A 15,098-nucleotide genomic window follows, 5' to 3' on the forward strand; every position below is an offset into this window, starting at 1 on the left:
CTACTCCGCGCCGAACCGCTCGCGCCAGGCCGCCAGGTCCTCGTCGGTGATCTTGGCGAAGAGCACCGGCGGGACGGTGAAGCCGGTCCCGGCCGCGACGAAGTCCAGCTCGGCGGCCTGCTCGGCGGTCACCCACTCGGGCTGGTCGGCCTTGGCCGAGGCGAACACCGAGCGCATCGCGGCGCTGGTGCCCGGGATGAGCGGCGCCGAGATCACCCCGTACAGGTGGATCAGGTTCATCGCGGTGCGCAGCGTGAGCGCGGCGCCGGCCTCGTTGGTCTTGATCTCCAGCCAGGGGGCCTTGGTCTCCAGGTAGACGTTGCCCGCGCTCCACAGCGCGCGCAGCGCCTGGGCCGCCTTGCGGAACTGCAGGGTGTCCAGGTGGTTCTGGTACTCGGCCAGCAGGCCGGCGATCTCGGCGCCCAGCGCCCGCTCGGCCTCGCCCGGCGCCTCGCCCGCCGGGACGGTGTCGCCGAAGCGCTTGAGCGAGAAGGAGAGCACCCGGTTGACGAAGTTGCCCAGGGTGTCGGCCAGGTCCTTGTTGACCGTGGCGGCGAAGATCTCCCAGCTGAAGCTGGTGTCGTCCGACTCCGGGGCGTTGGCCATCAGGAAGTAGCGCCAGTAGTCCGCCGGCAGCAGTTCGAGCGCGGCGTTGGTGAAGATGCCGTGCTGCTGGCTGGTGGAGAACTTGCCGCCGTAGTAGTTCAGCCAGTTGAAGGCCTTGACGTAGTCGACCTTCTTCCACGGCGCCCGGGTGCCGATGATGGTGGCCGGGAACATCACGGTGTGGAACGGGACGTTGTCCTTGGCCATGAACTCGGTGTAGCGCACGTCATCGGCCTCGTACCACCAGGACTTCCAGTCCCGGTTGGCCGGGTCGACGTCGGACCACTCCTTGGTGGCGCCGATGTACTCGATCGGGGCGTCGAACCAGACGTAGAAGACCTTGCCGTCGGCGGCGAGCTCGGGCCAGGTGTCGGCCGGCACCGGCACGCCCCAGTCCAGGTCGCGGGTGATCGCCCGGTCGTTGAGGCCCTCGGTGAGCCACTTGCGGGCGATCGAGGAGGCCAGCGTCGGCCAGTCCTTGCCGTGCTCGTCGATCCAGGCCTCGACCTCGCCGGCCAGCTTCGACTGGAGCAGGAAGAGGTGGGTGGTCTCGCGGACCTCCAGCTCGGTGGAGCCGCTGACCGCCGAGCGCGGGTTGATCAGGTCGGTCGGGTCCAGCAGGCGGGTGCAGTTCTCGCACTGGTCGCCGCGGGCCTTGTCGTAGCCGCAGTGCGGGCAGGTGCCCTCGATGTAGCGGTCCGGCAGGAAGCGGCCGTCGGCGATCGAGTAGACCTGCCGGATCGCCCGCTCCTCGATGAAGCCGTTGGCCTTCAGCTCGCGGGCGAACTCCTGGGTGATCTCCCGGTTCTGCTGCGAGGAGCTGCGCCCGAAGTAGTCGAAGGAGAGCTCGAAGCCGTCGTAGATCGCCTTCTGCGCCTCGTGCTGCTCGGCGCAGAAGTCCGCCACCGACTGGCCGGCGGCCTTGGCGGCCAACTCGGCCGGGGTGCCGTGCTCGTCGGTCGCGCAGATGTAGAGGACCTCGTGGCCGCGCTGGCGCAGGTAGCGGGAGTAGACGTCCGCCGGGAGCATGGACCCCACCATGTTCCCCAGGTGCTTGATCCCGTTGATATAGGGAAGCGCGCTGGTGATCAGGTGTCGAGCCATCCTGGGATGCTCCCGTTCATGTTGGTGGTAGAGCGAAACTGTGCTGCCAGTCTATCGGCCCGTACCGCACCACCCGCACCGCCTTTTGCCGTCGGGCAGCCCTTCAGAGGGCCTCGGGCGGCCCGGCGTAGCCGTGCTCCAGGGCCAGCGAGACCAGCGCCGCGGCGTCCTCGCGGTCGAGGCCGGTGGCGCGGGCCCGGCGGACCCAGGCGGTGAGGTCGGCGCTCAGCGCGGGGTCGGCGGTGCCGCGTGGGTCCGGCAGCGAGCGGCGGATGAAGGTGCCCACCCCGCGGCGCCCTTCGGCCAGCCCCTCGCGTTCGAGTTCGCGGTAGGCCTTGAGCACGGTGTTCGGGTTGATCGCGGTGGCCTCGACCACCTCACGCGCGGTGGGCAGCTTGTCGCCCGCCCGCAGCACCCCCAGGCGCAGCGCGCGCTTGGTCTGCTGCACGATCTGCAGGTAGGTGGCCACGCCGCTGCGCCGGTCGATGAGGTACTCGATCATCGGACCGCCAAATCACTAGGGGACTAGTGAAAGTCTGCCGCGCCATGCGAACGAGCGTCAAGCGGGCGGGCGGGCCGGGCGGCCCGCCCGGCCTCAGGGCTGCGGGACATTCGGCGGGGTCGAACCGGTCCAGCTGTAGATGTAGTGCTGCTGCCCGTCCTTGAACGAGTGGTACGGCGAAGGGTTGACCTCCATGCACTGGTTGGCGTCGTCCTGCGCGTTCTGCGCCACCGCGGCGGTGGGCATCGCGGTGGGCGCCGCGCTCGGGGCCGGGCTCGCGCCCCCGCCGCCGGCCGCGCCGCTCGGCCAACTGGTGCCGGTGGTCCAGTCGGTGCCGACCAGCAGGGTCAGGTGGGCCGACGCGGCGGACTCGCTCAGCACGCTGTCGGGCAGGCCGAGGCCGGCGGCCACCGCCTTGGCCTGTGCCTGCTCGGCGGCCGGATAGAGCAGCTTGGTGGGCGACTTGGGGGCGGTCTTGGGGTCCAGCGTGGCGTGCGTGTAGCCCTGCGAGGTGAGCGCGTCGGTGATCGCGGTGCTGCGGCCGGTGGCGCCGCTGGCGTTCTGCACCGTGATCCGCACCGCGGACTTCTCCACCGGCGCGGCCGACGGCGAGGGTGACGGGGCGGGCGTGCTGGTCGCCGCCGCCGGTGCGTTGCTCGTGGCGGGGTCGGCCGGCGCCGCGGTGGGCGGCGGGGCGTTGCGGTCCAGCGGGACATCGGCCGCGATCATCTGGAAGAGCTTGAACGAGTCGGGCGTGGTCACCACGAAGGCGGCGTCGGGGTTGGCCGGGTTGTCCTGGTAGACGGTCGGCATCGTCACCGTGGTGATCCGGTTGGTGGGCACCTTGTTGAGATCCAGCGCCAGCGAGGCCAGCGCGTTCACCGAGCCGAGGCCGTTGTCGACCGTCAGTGCCTTGGTGGCCGCCTGGGCGAGGTCGTTGAGCTTCAGCGGGTTGGCGAGGGTCTTGGCCGACTTCAGCTCGCGGATCATCGAGTTGATGTAGAGGTGCTGGGCCTGGGCGCGGCCGAGGTCGGTGCCGTCGCCGAAGGCATGCCGGGTGCGCAGCCACTCCAGCGCCTGCTCGCCCTTGATCGAGTGGGTGCCGGCCGGCAGTTCCAGGTGCGAGCCGATCTGGTGGAAGACGCCCTGCTTGTCCGTGGAGGGCTGGTAGTCCATCACGTTCTCTTTGGTGCAGACATCGACGCCGCCGATCGCGTCGGCCATGTTCACCACGCCGGAGAAGTCGACCATCATGTAGTGGTCGATGTGGATTTTGGTGAGCTTCTCCCAGGTGTCCACCACGCAGCCGGCGTCCCCGACGTTGAGGCTGTCGGTGATGATGTCGTGCTTGGCCTTGGTGACCGCTTTGGTGGTCGGGTTGGTGCAGGTCGGGATGTCCGCCTGGGTGTCGCGCGGGATGCTCATGATGGAGGCGTTGCTGCGGTCGGCCGACAGGTGGACCAGCATCTCCGTGTCGGCGTGCGGGGCGCTGCCGTCGCAGGAGCCGCCGAGCTTGCAGTCGTCGGCGCTGGTCCGGCCGTCCGAGCCGATCATCAGGATGTTGAGCGGGGTCTGGCCGGCCGCGTTGGGCTTGGATTCGGGGGCGAGGGCCGAGCCGCCGTTGTTGAGCGCGCCCTTGCGGATGTTGGAGTTGAGCTCCTGGACGTAGAGGTAGCCACCGCCGACACTGGCCACCACCACGAAGCCCACGCCCATGGCCGTGTACTTGAGGATCCGCTTGCGCTTGGCGGCCTTGGTGAGCTTGCCGCCGGCCGCGCCGCGGCGCGCGGCGGCCCGGCCGCCGGGCGGCGGGGTGCCGGGGGCGCCCGCACCGGCCTGGCCGGCGGGCGCGTCCGGGCCGCCGGTGCGGCGGCCCGGGCCCGACTTGGCGGCCTTGCGGGCGGCGGCCCGGCCACCGGTGGGCGTGGGAGCCCCGGTGGGGCTGCCGGTCGGACCGGGACCACCGTCCGGCCCGTACTGCCCCTCGTCCGGATTTCCGCCCTCGGTGGGGCCGTTGCCGTCGAACGTCATGCGGTTGACCACCAAGCTCTGGCTGTGCCAGGTCCTCCCCCTGGGCGCTTGGCGGGAGACTATATCAATTTGAGATCATCGGTTTAATGAGGGTCGATTGTGGTGAAGGTGGCCGCTGCTGAGCGGTCATCAGTGGTGACTCAGCGGATTCGGAGCGCCGCCCCGGAGACCGGCATGCCGCCGACGGTGTCGGGGACCGGAGTCCACCCGGCCCACCGCGGTGTTGTCCGAACATGGTGCCGCCAAGGATCTGACGTACCGTCAGAAACCTTGGCGGCACCGGCGATTGATGCGTTCAGGAGCCCAGTGCGGCGAGCACCGCGTCGGTGCTGCCGATCTCGCCGAGCCGCGGGAAGATCCGGGTGAAGCTGTGCAGGTGGGACTCGGCGCTCATGTCGGTGGTGGCGTCCTCGACGAAGGTCAGGTGGTAGCCCTGCTCCCAGGCCGCCCGCGCGGTGGACTCCACACCGATGCTGGTGGCGATGCCCGCCAGCACGATCTGGGTCACCCCGCGCCGGCGCAGCTGGAGGTCCAGCTCGGTGCCGGTGAAGGCGCCCCACTGGCGCTTGGTGATGACGATGTCGTGCTCGCCGGTGGCCAGCTCGGCCGGGAGCTCGGCGAAGTTCGCGGGCCAGGAGCCGCCCGGGGTGGCCTGCTGGGTGCGCTGCGGCGGCAGGTCGCCGCCGTCGGCGGAGAAGGTGACCCGGACCAGCACCACGGGCAGGCCCTTGGCGCGGAAGGCGTCGGCCAGCCGGATCCCGCGGGCCAGGATCTCCGGCCCCGGCGTGACGGTGGGTGCGCCGAGGATGCCCTGCTGGAGGTCGATCAGCACCAGGGCGGTGGTGGGGTCGATGGTCGGCTCGGGCGTGAAGGCGATCTCGGACATGAGGGTGACTCCTTGGGTGGGCGTTGTTTCGGCAGGCGCGGCAGCGCTCAGTCGGTGGCCAGGCGGCGCAGCAGGCCGGCGGCCTCCTGCAGGGCCTGCTGCTCGGCCGGGGTCAGCCGGGTGGCGATCAGTTCCGCCAGCCGGCCGCGGCCGGCCGCACGGCGCTCGCGCAGCAGCAGCCGGGCCGGGTCGGTGAGCGCGATCAGCAGCTGCCGGCCGTCCTCGGGGTGCGGGGTGCGCTCGATCAGCCCCTCGGCCAGCAGCGCGCCGACGGTGGCCAGCATGGACTGCGGCCGGACCTGCTCGGCCCGGGCCAGCTCGGCCGCGGTCTGTGGCCCCTCGCGCTCCAGTCGCTTGAGGACGGCCTCCTGGGAGAGCGTGAGGCCGCTCGTGGTGGCCTCCGCGCGCAGCCGGCGCACCAGCAGGCCCACGGAGAGGGCCAGCTCCTCGGCGGTCTCCTGCAGCTGGTGCTGCGCGTGCGCCGGGTCCTCGTGGTGGTGCATGGTGACACTGCTCCCTGGGTCGACAGGCAGACTAATAAGGCGAGCTTAGCAGTCTGCCTGTCGACCCAGGGAGCAGCGGTCGGTCGGGCGGGGAACGGGCGGGCCGACCGGTCAGGCGGGGAGGCGTCAGGCGGGGAGGTCGGTCTCCAGCGTGAGCAGCTCGGCGACGCTCTGGCGACGGCGGATCAGCCGGGTGTCGGTGCCGTCGACCAGCACCTCCGGGATCAGCGGGCGCGAGTTGTAGGTGGAGGACATGCTCGCGCCGTACGCCCCGGTGTCGTGGAAGACCACCAGGTCGCCGATCTCGGCGCGCGGCAGCGGCACCGACTCGACCTCGCCGCCCGCCGCCTGGGTGAACACGTCGCCGGATTCGCAGAGCGGCCCGGCCAGCACCGTCTCGCGGGCCGGCGTCACCCGCGGCGCGCCGTCCGGTGTCAGGACCGAGACGCGGTGGCTGCTGCCGTACATGGCGGGCCGCATCAGGTCGTTGAAACCGGCGTCGATGAGCGTGAAGTGGTTGCTGCCGACCGGCTTCTGCGCCCGCACCTCGCTGAGCAGCACGCCGGAGCCGGCCACCAGGAACCGGCCCGGCTCGATCTCCAGCCGTACGGGGTGGCCCAGTTCGCGCACCAGCTCCTGACGGGCCGCGTCCCAGATCCGGAAGTACCGCTCGGTGTCGACCTCCGGCTCCCCGGGCGCATAGGGCACCGAGAGGCCGCCGCCCGCCGAGATCGCCCGCACGTCCCGCCCGCAGAGCCGGACCTGCTTGACCATCGTCTCGCAGACCGCCTCCAGGTGGCCGTAGTCCACGCCCGAGCCGATGTGCATGTGCAGGCCGACCAGGTCGAGGCCGTGGCGGTCGACCAACTCCAGGCTCTCGGCGAGGTGTTCGTGCCAGATGCCGTGCTTGCTGTGCTCGCCGCCGGTGTTGGTCTTGCGGCTGTGGCCGTGTCCGAAGCCCGGGTTGACCCGGATCCAGACCCGGTGGCCCGGGCCGGCCGTGCCCAGTTGGTCGAGCATCTGCGGCGAGCCGGCGTTGACCGGGACGCCCAGCTCGACCACCCGGCGCAGGGTGGCCCGGTCCAGCAGGTCGGCGGTGAGGACGATCGGCTCGTTCGGGCCCGCCACCTCGTACCCCGCGGTCAGCGCGCGCTCCAACTCGCCCTGGGAGACGGCGTCCACGAGCACGCCCTCGGTCCGCATCAGCCGCAGGACGTGCGTGTTGGAGCAGGCCTTCTGGGCGAACCGGATCACGTCGAAGCTGCGCAGCTTCGCGATCTGGGCGCGGATGTGCCCGGCGTCGTAGACCCAGGCCGGGGTGCCGTACTCGGCGCTGATGCGGGCCAGCCGGGCGCCGTCGAGGGCGGGGGAGGTGGTCACTCGGGTGTCCTTCGCACAATTCATGGCGCGGCCTGGTGAATTTCGGATCCGGAAAACGTCCGCGGATCCGAAAACCCTACTGCCGGCGGGGCTTGGAAGGAAAAGCGCAAAAGAAATTCCCGAGTGGCACGGAAACGGCGGACAAATGCGGTCGCGCGCTCCGCCGGGCCGAGAAATATTGCGGCGGGTGGGGCAGGGTGGGCGGCTGACGTGGACGGGATCTGCGTGGCTGGTGAGGGTGTTGTGAGCATGACTGGCGGAACGTGCGATATGCCGGATTAGTCACCTCATGGGCCTTGCTGCGTTCCTGACATCCGCTTACCTTCTGGCGCATGCCCGCACCCCTCATCTCCATCGTCCTGCCCGCCTATGACCTGCAAGGACAGCTCGCCGACTGCCTGGACTCGATCCTTGAGCAGTCCTTCGGCGGCTTCGAGGTCATCGTGGTGGCGGACCCCTCGCCCGACTGCCCGAGCCGGGTCCCGCACGCGACGCAGGACGGTCGGGTGTCGGTGCTGCGGCTGAACGCGACGGTGGGGGTGGGCCGCAGCCGCAATGCGGGAGCGGCCCGCGCCACCGGGCGTTATCTGCTCTTCCTGGACAGTGACCATGTGCTCGATCCCGGGGCGCTGCTGGCCCTGGCCGAAAAGGTGAGCGCGGCGGATCCGCAGGTGCTGCTCTTCGGTCACACCCGGCTGCACGCCGGGCAGGTCTGGCCGGGCGCCACCGCCGGGCTGCTGGCATCGGTGGCGACCGCGGGCGGGCCGGGCTGCTTCTGGGTGACCGACCACCCCGAACTGCTCGGCGCGCCCGCCCAGGTCTGGGACCGGCTGATCAGCCGCCGGCTCTGGGAGGACGAGGAGCTCGCCTTCCCCGAGGGCGAGTACGAGGAGGTGCCGGTGGCCTACCAGGCACTGCTGGCGGCCGAGCGGGTCGCGGTGCTGGACCGGGACCTGGTGCAGATCCGGCGCCGCCACACCGTGCACCCCACCGGGTCGCCCGGCAGCAGCACCTTCGACCTCTTCGACCAGTACGAGCGCACTTTCGAACTGCTGGACGCGCGCCCGGAGTACGAGGCGCTGCGGCCGCACCTGTTCGGCCGGATGATCCAGCACTACCTGTTCGTCTTCGACCTGGCGGGCTGTGTCACCCGGGCGGCCCGGCCGCGGTTCTTCCACCGGGCCGCCGAGCACTACCAGCGCTACCTGCCGGTGGGCTTCAAGCGCCCGGGCGGGCGCGCCGGGCTGAAGTTCTCGCTGCTGGCGGGCGGGGTGTACAGCGCGTTCGAGGTGGCGAAGCTCTCGCAGATCGCCCGCACGGCAGTCACCGGGAAGGGCGGGCGGGGGTAACGCTGCGAAGGGTGGGCGGGGGGCGCCGGCTTGGGGCGGCCCCCGGGCTCAGCCGAAGGTCCAGCGGGTCGGCGAGCCGGTGAAGTCGGCGTCGGTCAGGCCGAAGACCGAGCTCGGCCGGACCCGGAAGGTCGCGTTCACCGCCGGGTCCAGGAAGTCCGGGCCGTAGTCGGTGCGGTACTTCGCATTGAGCGCGGCCAGGAACGCGGCGACGTCCGCCGGCCCGGTCATGACCGCCGCGACCCCGTCCAGCACCACCGGTTGGTGCGGGTTGTCGGTGGTGAGCACGCAGTCGGGGCGGTCGGCCAGATTGCGGTACTTGCGGGACCGGCGGCTGCTGCTGAACCAGAGCGCTCCCCGCAGCCAGACGCCCCACACCGGCATGCTGTGCGGGCGGCCGTCCGGGCGCACGGTGCAGACCCAGTAGTCGTGCGAGTCGGTCAGCCGCCGCTCGGCCCAGGACCAGGGCAGCAGGCCGGTTCCCTCGTCGGCGGCCAGGATCCCGTAGCCCGGCATGGACGGGCGGGTCGCGCGCGGCGCTCGTGCCGCCGGGTCGTCGGACACCGCGGTCAGCTCCCGCCCATCGCGGCGGCGGCCCGCCGGGCCGGCTCCCGCGGTGGGACGTCCTCGAAGTGGCCGGCCACGTTCCAGCGGTTGCAGAGCCGGGGCGTCAGGCGCGGGCGGTCGTCCGGCACGGGATCCACGGCGGTCATCGGCGGGCCTCCAGCAGGGCGTCTCGGGGGTGCGCGCGGGCGGGGCGCCGGCGGTCAGCCTGGCACGGGGCGTGCGGTGGGCGGGGCAGCCGCGCGGTCGGTCGGCGCAGCGTCCTTCGGCTGGGTCAGGACCGTGCCACCGCGCGTCGTGCCGCGGGCGGCTCTTTCCGCCGGTGGGCTCGTTAGATTGGAGAGCAGGGGTTCCCATCGGCGGGGCCCGTGGATCGGCGTCGGAGAGCGGGTGAGCCTGATGGAGGTTCCTGACGACGCCGAGCAGAGCCCGGTGGGAGCCGTGGGCTGGGTCACCGTCTCGATCCCGGTGGACGGGCCGGGCGAGGTGCTGCTGCCGGTGCGCGGGGGCAGCGAGGCGTTCGCGGCCTGGTCCGACACGCCGATCGCGCGGAACACGCAGGTCATGGTCGTGGAGCGGATATCGGCCCGATCCGTGCTGGTGGTGCTGTTCCCCCGTACATAGGACGTTCGTGAGGAGTTCGCGATGTTGTTCTGGCATGTGCCGGCGCCCAACGAGGCGCTGTTGATCTCAGGTTCCAAGCGCCAGGCCCAGGACACCCAGTTCCGGATCGTCACCGGGCACGGCAGCTTCGTGATGCCGATCAAGCAGAAGGCCAAGATCCTCTCGCTGGCGTTGCGCGAGGCGGAGATCGCCGAGGACTGCGTGACCCAGCAGGGCATCCGGCTCACCGTCCGGGCGGTGACCGTCTTCAAGGTCGGCGACGACTCGGTCTCGATCGCGAACGCGGCCCGCCGGTTCCTGGCCGAGCAGTCGCGGATGGAGGAGCTGGTCGGGCGGATCTTCGCGGGCCATCTGCGGTCCATCATCGGCGGTCTGACGGTGGAGCAGATCATCCGTGAGCGCGACCGGGTGGCCCAGGAGGTCAAGGCCGGCAGCCACAACGAGATGGAGAAGCTCGGCATCGTGGTCGACGCCCTGCAGATCCAGGAGATCGAGGACGCCACCGGCTACGTGACCAACCTGGCCGCCCCGCACGCCGCCGCCGTCGCCAGTCAGGCCCGGATCGCGCAGGCCAGGGCCGACCAGGAGGCCGCCCAGCGCGAGCAGGAGGCGATGGCCCTCAAGGCGCAGTACGAGCGGGACACCGCGATCAAGCGGGCCGGCTTCGTCGCCGAGACCGAACAGGCCAACGCCCGTGCCGCGCAGGCCGGACCGCTGGCCCAGGCGAAGGCCTCGCAGGAGGTCATCACCGAGCAGACCCAGCTGGCGCAGCGTCAGGCGGAGCTGGCCGCCCAGCGGCTGGAGGCCGAGGTGCGGCGTCCGGCCGACGCGGAGGCCTACCGGCTGCGTGCGCTGGCCGAGGCGCAGCGCGACCGGGCGAAGTTCGAGGCCGAGGGCGAGGCCTACCGGCGCACCACGCTCGCCACCGCCGAGGCCCAGGCGGTGCGGGTGCAGGCGGACGGAGCCGCGTACGCCGAGCGGACCACCGCCGAGGCGCAGGCCGCCGCCAACGCGCTGCGGGCCGACTCGCTGCGCGACGGCGCGCAGGAGCTGATCGCGGCCAACCGGGTGGTGGAGAACCTGCCCGCGCTGGTGGAGGCGGCGGCCCAGGGCATCGCCGGATCGAACCTGACGATCCTCAACGGCAGCGAGGGTGTCAGCCAGGTGGCCGCCGGGATCGTGGGACAGGGGCTGGCGATCCTGGACGTGCTCAAGCGCGCCACGCCCAAGGCATCGTCGCAGGTGGTGGAGGTGAGCGAGGAGGTGCGGCCGGACTCCGGGCCGCAGCCCGCGCAGGGCTGAGCCGTTGCCGGTCCGGCACGGGCCGGAGCACGCTAGTGGTGGACGGGGTCGCCGCCGGGCGGTGCCCGGCCAGGAGGTGCCAGATGCGCAACTACCGGCTGGACAACCAGTGGGACATCGAGCTGAGCTTCGAGGAGGACGGCACCAGGACGGCCTGCTCGGCCTGGCTGGCCGGTGAGCGCGCCCCCGCCCTGCACGGCCAGGGTGCGGCACTACGCCAGACGAGTGACCGGCCCGCCTACCGGATCGGCGAGGAGCTGGCCGCCGCCCGCGCGCTGCACGCGCTGGCCCGGCAGCTGCGGGTCCGGGCCGACGGCGAGATCGGCGCGGCGGACCACTGGCCCGCCGTCTCGGGCCACTGACCAGCACGGCAGCGGGTGATCTGCGCAGATGAGCGAGCGAACAGGGCTCGCCGCCGACGGATCGGTGCCGCGCGCGGCCCCTGGGCCGGGCGGCGGGTCGGTACGGCAGGACCTGAGCGGCCCGCTGCGCGGGCTGATCGGCGGGCAGTGCCTGGGCCAGGCGGGTGACGGGCTGGCGCAGATCGCCTTCGCCCAGTTCGTCCTGTTCGACGTGGGCCGGGGTGCCACGCCCGGTCGGATCGCGCTCGTGCTGGCGGTGACGCTGCTGCCGTTCAGCCTGCTGGGGCCGTTCGCCGGGGTGCTGCTGGACCGGTTCGACCGGCGGCGCACACTCGTCGTGGTCTCGGTGCTGCGCGCGGTGCTGGTGCTGGCCGGGGCGGTGATCGTGGCGCAGCGGTGGACCCCGGCAGCGTACGTGGCGACCCTGCTGCTGCTCTCCTCCTCCCGCCTGGTGCTCACCGCCAAGGGGGCCGCGTTGCCGCGCACCGTGCCCCGGGAGCGGCTGGTGCCCGCGAACGCGCTCTCCGCGCTGGCCGGATCGGCGGCGGCGTTCCTCGGCGCGGTGGGCGGGTCGCAGTTCGTGGGGTGGTCGGCGGCGGCCGGGTTCATGGCGGCGGGCCTGCTGTACCTGGCGGCCGCCCTGGTCTTCGCACCCCTGCCGTACCTGGGCGGGCGGGGCGGCGGCGGGGCGGAGAACATGACGGTGCGGCTGCACCGGGTGGCGGTGGACCTGTGGGACGGCGTGAAGGTGGCCGGCGGCAGCACGGCGATCCGGCGGCCGCTGCTGGCGGTGGCCACCCACCGGCTGCTGCTCGGGGCCGGCTTCGTGCTGCTGGTGCTGGTCGCCGACTCGCAGTACGGGCTGAAGGCCTCCGGATACGGGATCGCGCTGGCGGTCACCGGCGTCGCCACCTTCGCGGCGAGCGCGGCCGCACCGCCGCTGGCCGCCCGCTACGGGACCCGCGCGCTGCTGCCGGCCGCCTTCCTGCCGGCCGCCGCGGCGGCCTATGTCGGTGGGCTGCTGCCCTCGCTCTGGGTGCTGGTGCCGTGCGTGGGGGTGGCGGCGTTCGCCTTCCAGGTGCTCAAGGTCTGCACCGACGCGCTGCTCGGCGGGGCGACCCCGGACGCCGCGCGCGGCCGGGTCTTCGCGATCTACGACATGCTCTACAACATCTCGTTCGTGCTGGCCGGACTGGTGATGGTGCCCTGGTGGCACTCCGGCCACCAGCGGGTGCTGCTCTGGTGGGTGGCGGCCGGGTTCACCGCCGGGTGGGCGGTGTTCGGCGCGGTCGAGCAGGGCTGGCGGCCGCGTGAGCGCCTGGCGCACCGGCTGACCGGCGGACGGCGGCGGCGGGTGAAGCGGCCGGGCCGCTACCGGGGCCGGCTCGGCGCGTTCGCCGTCGGCATGCTGCCCGCGCTGGCCTTCCCGGCGCCCGCCTGGTGGTGGCTGGCCTGGTTCGCGCTGGTGCCGCTGACCCTGGTGGTCCGCGCCGCGCCGACCCGGCGCGAGGGCGTGGTGCGGGCCTGGTGGGGCCTGGCGGGCTTCGAAGTGGCCACCCAGTACTGGCTGGTGCCCGACATCGGGCCCGCGCTCGCGCTGGCGGCCCTGCTGCTCGGTGTCCTCTGGCTGCCCTGGGGCTGGGCCGTGCACCGGCTGCTGGCCGCCCCGCTGACCGGCCGGCGCACGGCCGTGGCGCTGGTGGTGGTGCCCAGCGCCTGGCTCTGCGCGGAGGGCGTGCGGTCCTGGCAGAGCCTGGGCGGGCCGTGGGCGCTGCTGGGGGCCACTCAGTGGAACCAGCCCCAGATGCTCTCCACCGCCGCGCTGGGCGGGGTCTGGCTCACCGGGTTCCTGGTGGCCGCGGTGAACACGGCGCTGGTGGTGGTGCTGATCCAGCGTCGGCTCCGGCTGCGGGTCGCGGCGCTGATCACGGTCGGCGGATGCCTGGCGGTCGGGCCGATCTGGTCGGCGGTGCGCCCTGCGCTGCCGCAGACCGGCAGCGTGCCGGTGGCCGTGGTGCAGCCCGGGGTGGCCGACCCCGCCGCCCAGCAGGCCTTCGAGGTCGCGGCGACCGGTGGACTCGCCGCGCAGCACCCGGCCCTGGTGGTGTGGGGGGAGAGCTCGCTGGCGGACAACGTGAACAGCGGCGCGTCCTCGAACGCCGCCCTCGCGGCGCTGGCCCGTACCGTGGGCGGCGACCTGCTGGTCAACGGCGACGCGCAGGCGGCCGACGGCTCGGGCTTCTACAAGCAGTCGCTGCTGATCGGCCCCGGTGGCGTGCTGGGCACCTACGACAAGATCCGGCTGGTCCCGTTCGGCGAGTACATCCCGTTCCGTGCGGCGCTGGGCTGGCTGACCGGGGTCAGCAAGGCGGCGCCGACCAATGTGCTGCGCGGCGAGCGGACGGTGGTCATGCGGGCCGGGCCGGTCGGCTTCGGGCCGCTGATCTGCTACGAGTCGACGTTCCCGGACATGTCCAGGACCGAGGTCGCGCACGGTGCCCAGCTGCTGGTGTACCAGACCAGCACGTCGACCTTCCAGGACAGTTGGGCCCAGCCCCAGCACGCCTCACTGGCGGCGGTCCGGGCGGTGGAGACCGGCCGGCCCGCGGTGCAGGTCGGGCTGACCGGTGACAGCGCCGTCTTCGACGCGCACGGGCGGGTGCTGGCCTGGCACGGGGACGGCTACCGCGGGGCGTTCGTGACGCAGGTGCCGCTGGTCTCGGGCACCACGCCGTACCAGCGGGCGGGCGACTGGATGCTCGCGGTGGCGTTCACCGTGCTGGCGGGCGCGGTGACAGCGGCGGGAGTGGGGCGGGCGCGGCCGTGACGCAGGCGCCCCCGCCCAGGACCCTGCCTACTCCGTGGGCCGCCAGAAGCCCGCGAGCAGTTGCTGGGCCGCCAGCGTCGCGGTGAGCGTGCCCTCGCGGACCTGGCGCTCCAGCACCGGTGTCAGGCGCCGGACTTCGGGGTTCTCGTGGAGCTGGGCGAAGAGCTGGTCGTGCACCATGGCCCAGGTCCAGGCGACCTGCTGGTCGCGCCGCTTGGTGCTCAACGCGCCGGTGGCCTCCAGCAGTTCGCGGTGCTGGGTGAGGCGCTCCCAGAGCTCGTCCAGGCCGGTGCCGGCCAGGCCGCTGCAGGTGAGCACCGGTGGCGTCCAGACCGCGTCCGGGGCCTGGAGCAGGCGCAGCGCACCGGCCAGTTCGCGGGCGGCGGCCTTGGCGTCGCGGTCGTGCGGACCGTCGGCCTTGTTGACCGCGATCAGGTCGGCCAGCTCCAGCACGCCCTTCTTGATGCCCTGGAGCTGATCGCCGGTGCGGGCCAGGGTGAGCAGCAGGAAGGAGTCGACCATGCCCGCCACCGTGGTCTCGGACTGGCCGACGCCGACCGTCTCGACCAGCACCACGTCATAGCCGGCCGCCTCCATCACCACCATCGACTCGCGGGTGGCGCGGGCCACGCCGCCGAGCGTGCCGGAGGTGGGGGAGGGGCGGACGAAGGCGTTCGGGTCGGTCGCCAGCCGCTCCATCCGGGTCTTGTCGCCCAGGATGGAGCCGCCGGTCCGGCTGGAGGTCGGGTCGACGGCGAGTACCGCCACCTTGTGGCCGCGCCCGGTCAGCTTGGTGCCGAGACCCTCGATGAAGGTCGACTTGCCGACCCCGGGCACACCGGTGATGCCGACCCGCACCGCTTTGCCGGAGCGCGGCAGCAGGTCGACCAGCAGCCGCTGGGCCAGCTCGCGGTGGTCGGGCCGGGTGGATTCGACCAGGGTGATGGCCCGCGCGATCCAGGCGCGCGAGCCGTCGAGCACACCCTGCCGGTACTGGTCGAGGTCGATCGTGCGGGCCATCGGTCAGCGGCTCACAACTCGTGGTCGGGGCAGCCGCC

General features: G+C 72.6%; 13 protein-coding genes and 1 pseudogene. 5 read left to right on the forward strand and 9 right to left on the reverse strand.

Features of this window, described 5'->3' with window-relative positions:
• The 6 genes and pseudogenes from metG to lysA form a co-directional block, all read right to left on the reverse strand.
• Positions 1–1,731: pseudogene (metG, locus tag ACFZB9_RS20275) on the reverse strand (methionine--tRNA ligase); the annotation flags it as partial.
• Positions 1,732–1,813: 82 nt separating this feature from the next.
• Complete coding sequence (locus ACFZB9_RS20280; protein WP_391448944.1) at positions 1,814–2,212, reverse strand: GntR family transcriptional regulator; 399 nt, start codon at positions 2,210–2,212, stop codon at positions 1,814–1,816.
• A 93-nt stretch (positions 2,213–2,305) separates the two neighbouring features.
• On the reverse strand, positions 2,306–4,243 hold the full coding sequence (locus ACFZB9_RS20285; protein WP_391448946.1) for an LCP family protein: 1,938 nt from the start codon (positions 4,241–4,243) through the stop codon (positions 2,306–2,308).
• Positions 4,244–4,538: 295 nt separating this feature from the next.
• On the reverse strand, positions 4,539–5,129 hold the full coding sequence (locus tag ACFZB9_RS20290; protein WP_391448948.1) for a hydrolase: 591 nt from the start codon (positions 5,127–5,129) through the stop codon (positions 4,539–4,541).
• Between the two features lie 47 nt (positions 5,130–5,176).
• Complete coding sequence (locus tag ACFZB9_RS20295) at positions 5,177–5,632, reverse strand: MarR family winged helix-turn-helix transcriptional regulator (protein WP_391448950.1); 456 nt, start codon at positions 5,630–5,632, stop codon at positions 5,177–5,179.
• Positions 5,633–5,758: 126 nt separating this feature from the next.
• Complete coding sequence (gene lysA, locus ACFZB9_RS20300; protein WP_391448951.1) at positions 5,759–7,012, reverse strand: diaminopimelate decarboxylase; 1,254 nt, start codon at positions 7,010–7,012, stop codon at positions 5,759–5,761.
• A 332-nt stretch (positions 7,013–7,344) separates the two neighbouring features.
• Between lysA and ACFZB9_RS20305 the strand changes: the two genes are divergently transcribed.
• Complete coding sequence (locus ACFZB9_RS20305; protein ID WP_391448953.1) at positions 7,345–8,361, forward strand: glycosyltransferase family 2 protein; 1,017 nt, start codon at positions 7,345–7,347, stop codon at positions 8,359–8,361.
• Positions 8,362–8,409: 48 nt separating this feature from the next.
• Here ACFZB9_RS20305 and ACFZB9_RS20310 read toward each other — a convergent pair whose 3' ends face one another.
• Entirely contained in the window at positions 8,410–8,925 is a 516-nt protein-coding gene (locus ACFZB9_RS20310) for a pyridoxamine 5'-phosphate oxidase family protein (protein ID WP_391448955.1), read from the reverse strand.
• Between the two features lie 5 nt (positions 8,926–8,930).
• A complete protein-coding gene (locus ACFZB9_RS20315; protein WP_391448956.1) occupies positions 8,931–9,074 on the reverse strand; it encodes a hypothetical protein in 144 nt (47 codons plus the stop codon).
• Between the two features lie 250 nt (positions 9,075–9,324).
• Here ACFZB9_RS20315 and ACFZB9_RS20320 point away from each other — a divergent pair, with 250 nt between their 5' ends.
• The 4 genes from ACFZB9_RS20320 (at position 9,325) to lnt (ending at position 14,040) form a co-directional block, all read left to right on the forward strand.
• Positions 9,325–9,549, forward strand: a complete 225-nt coding sequence (locus ACFZB9_RS20320; RefSeq protein ID WP_391448958.1) for a hypothetical protein — start codon at positions 9,325–9,327, stop codon at positions 9,547–9,549.
• A 21-nt stretch (positions 9,550–9,570) separates the two neighbouring features.
• Entirely contained in the window at positions 9,571–10,851 is a 1,281-nt protein-coding gene (locus ACFZB9_RS20325; RefSeq protein ID WP_391448960.1) for an SPFH domain-containing protein, read from the forward strand.
• 83 nt (positions 10,852–10,934) lie between these two features.
• Complete coding sequence (locus tag ACFZB9_RS20330; protein WP_391448962.1) at positions 10,935–11,213, forward strand: dsRBD fold-containing protein; 279 nt, start codon at positions 10,935–10,937, stop codon at positions 11,211–11,213.
• Between the two features lie 28 nt (positions 11,214–11,241).
• On the forward strand, positions 11,242–14,040 hold the full coding sequence (gene lnt, locus ACFZB9_RS20335) for an apolipoprotein N-acyltransferase (protein ID WP_391448963.1): 2,799 nt from the start codon (positions 11,242–11,244) through the stop codon (positions 14,038–14,040).
• A gap of 27 nt (positions 14,041–14,067) precedes the next feature.
• Here the strand turns inward: lnt and meaB are convergent, their stop codons facing one another.
• Complete coding sequence (meaB, locus tag ACFZB9_RS20340; RefSeq protein WP_391448965.1) at positions 14,068–15,060, reverse strand: methylmalonyl Co-A mutase-associated GTPase MeaB; 993 nt, start codon at positions 15,058–15,060, stop codon at positions 14,068–14,070.
• Between the last annotated feature and the right edge of the window lie 38 nt (positions 15,061–15,098).

Source organism: Kitasatospora sp. NPDC008050, from assembly GCF_042957465.1.
Lineage (GTDB): Bacteria > Actinomycetota > Actinomycetes > Streptomycetales > Streptomycetaceae > Kitasatospora.

Coding starts and splice junctions, on each gene's coding strand:
- ACFZB9_RS20330 (WP_391448962.1), top strand. CDS start 10,935: ATGCGCAACTACCGGCTGGACAACCAGTGGGACATCGAGCTGAGCTTC.
- ACFZB9_RS20325 (WP_391448960.1), top strand. CDS start 9,571: ATGTTGTTCTGGCATGTGCCGGCGCCCAACGAGGCGCTGTTGATCTCA.
- ACFZB9_RS20280 (WP_391448944.1), bottom strand. CDS start 2,212: ATGATCGAGTACCTCATCGACCGGCGCAGCGGCGTGGCCACCTACCTG.
- ACFZB9_RS20290 (WP_391448948.1), bottom strand. CDS start 5,129: ATGTCCGAGATCGCCTTCACGCCCGAGCCGACCATCGACCCCACCACC.
- ACFZB9_RS20305 (WP_391448953.1), top strand. CDS start 7,345: ATGCCCGCACCCCTCATCTCCATCGTCCTGCCCGCCTATGACCTGCAA.
- ACFZB9_RS20285 (WP_391448946.1), bottom strand. CDS start 4,243: ATGACGTTCGACGGCAACGGCCCCACCGAGGGCGGAAATCCGGACGAG.
- ACFZB9_RS20295 (WP_391448950.1), bottom strand. CDS start 5,632: ATGCACCACCACGAGGACCCGGCGCACGCGCAGCACCAGCTGCAGGAG.
- meaB (WP_391448965.1), bottom strand. CDS start 15,060: ATGGCCCGCACGATCGACCTCGACCAGTACCGGCAGGGTGTGCTCGAC.
- lnt (WP_391448963.1), top strand. CDS start 11,242: ATGAGCGAGCGAACAGGGCTCGCCGCCGACGGATCGGTGCCGCGCGCG.
- ACFZB9_RS20320 (WP_391448958.1), top strand. CDS start 9,325: ATGGAGGTTCCTGACGACGCCGAGCAGAGCCCGGTGGGAGCCGTGGGC.
- ACFZB9_RS20315 (WP_391448956.1), bottom strand. CDS start 9,074: ATGACCGCCGTGGATCCCGTGCCGGACGACCGCCCGCGCCTGACGCCC.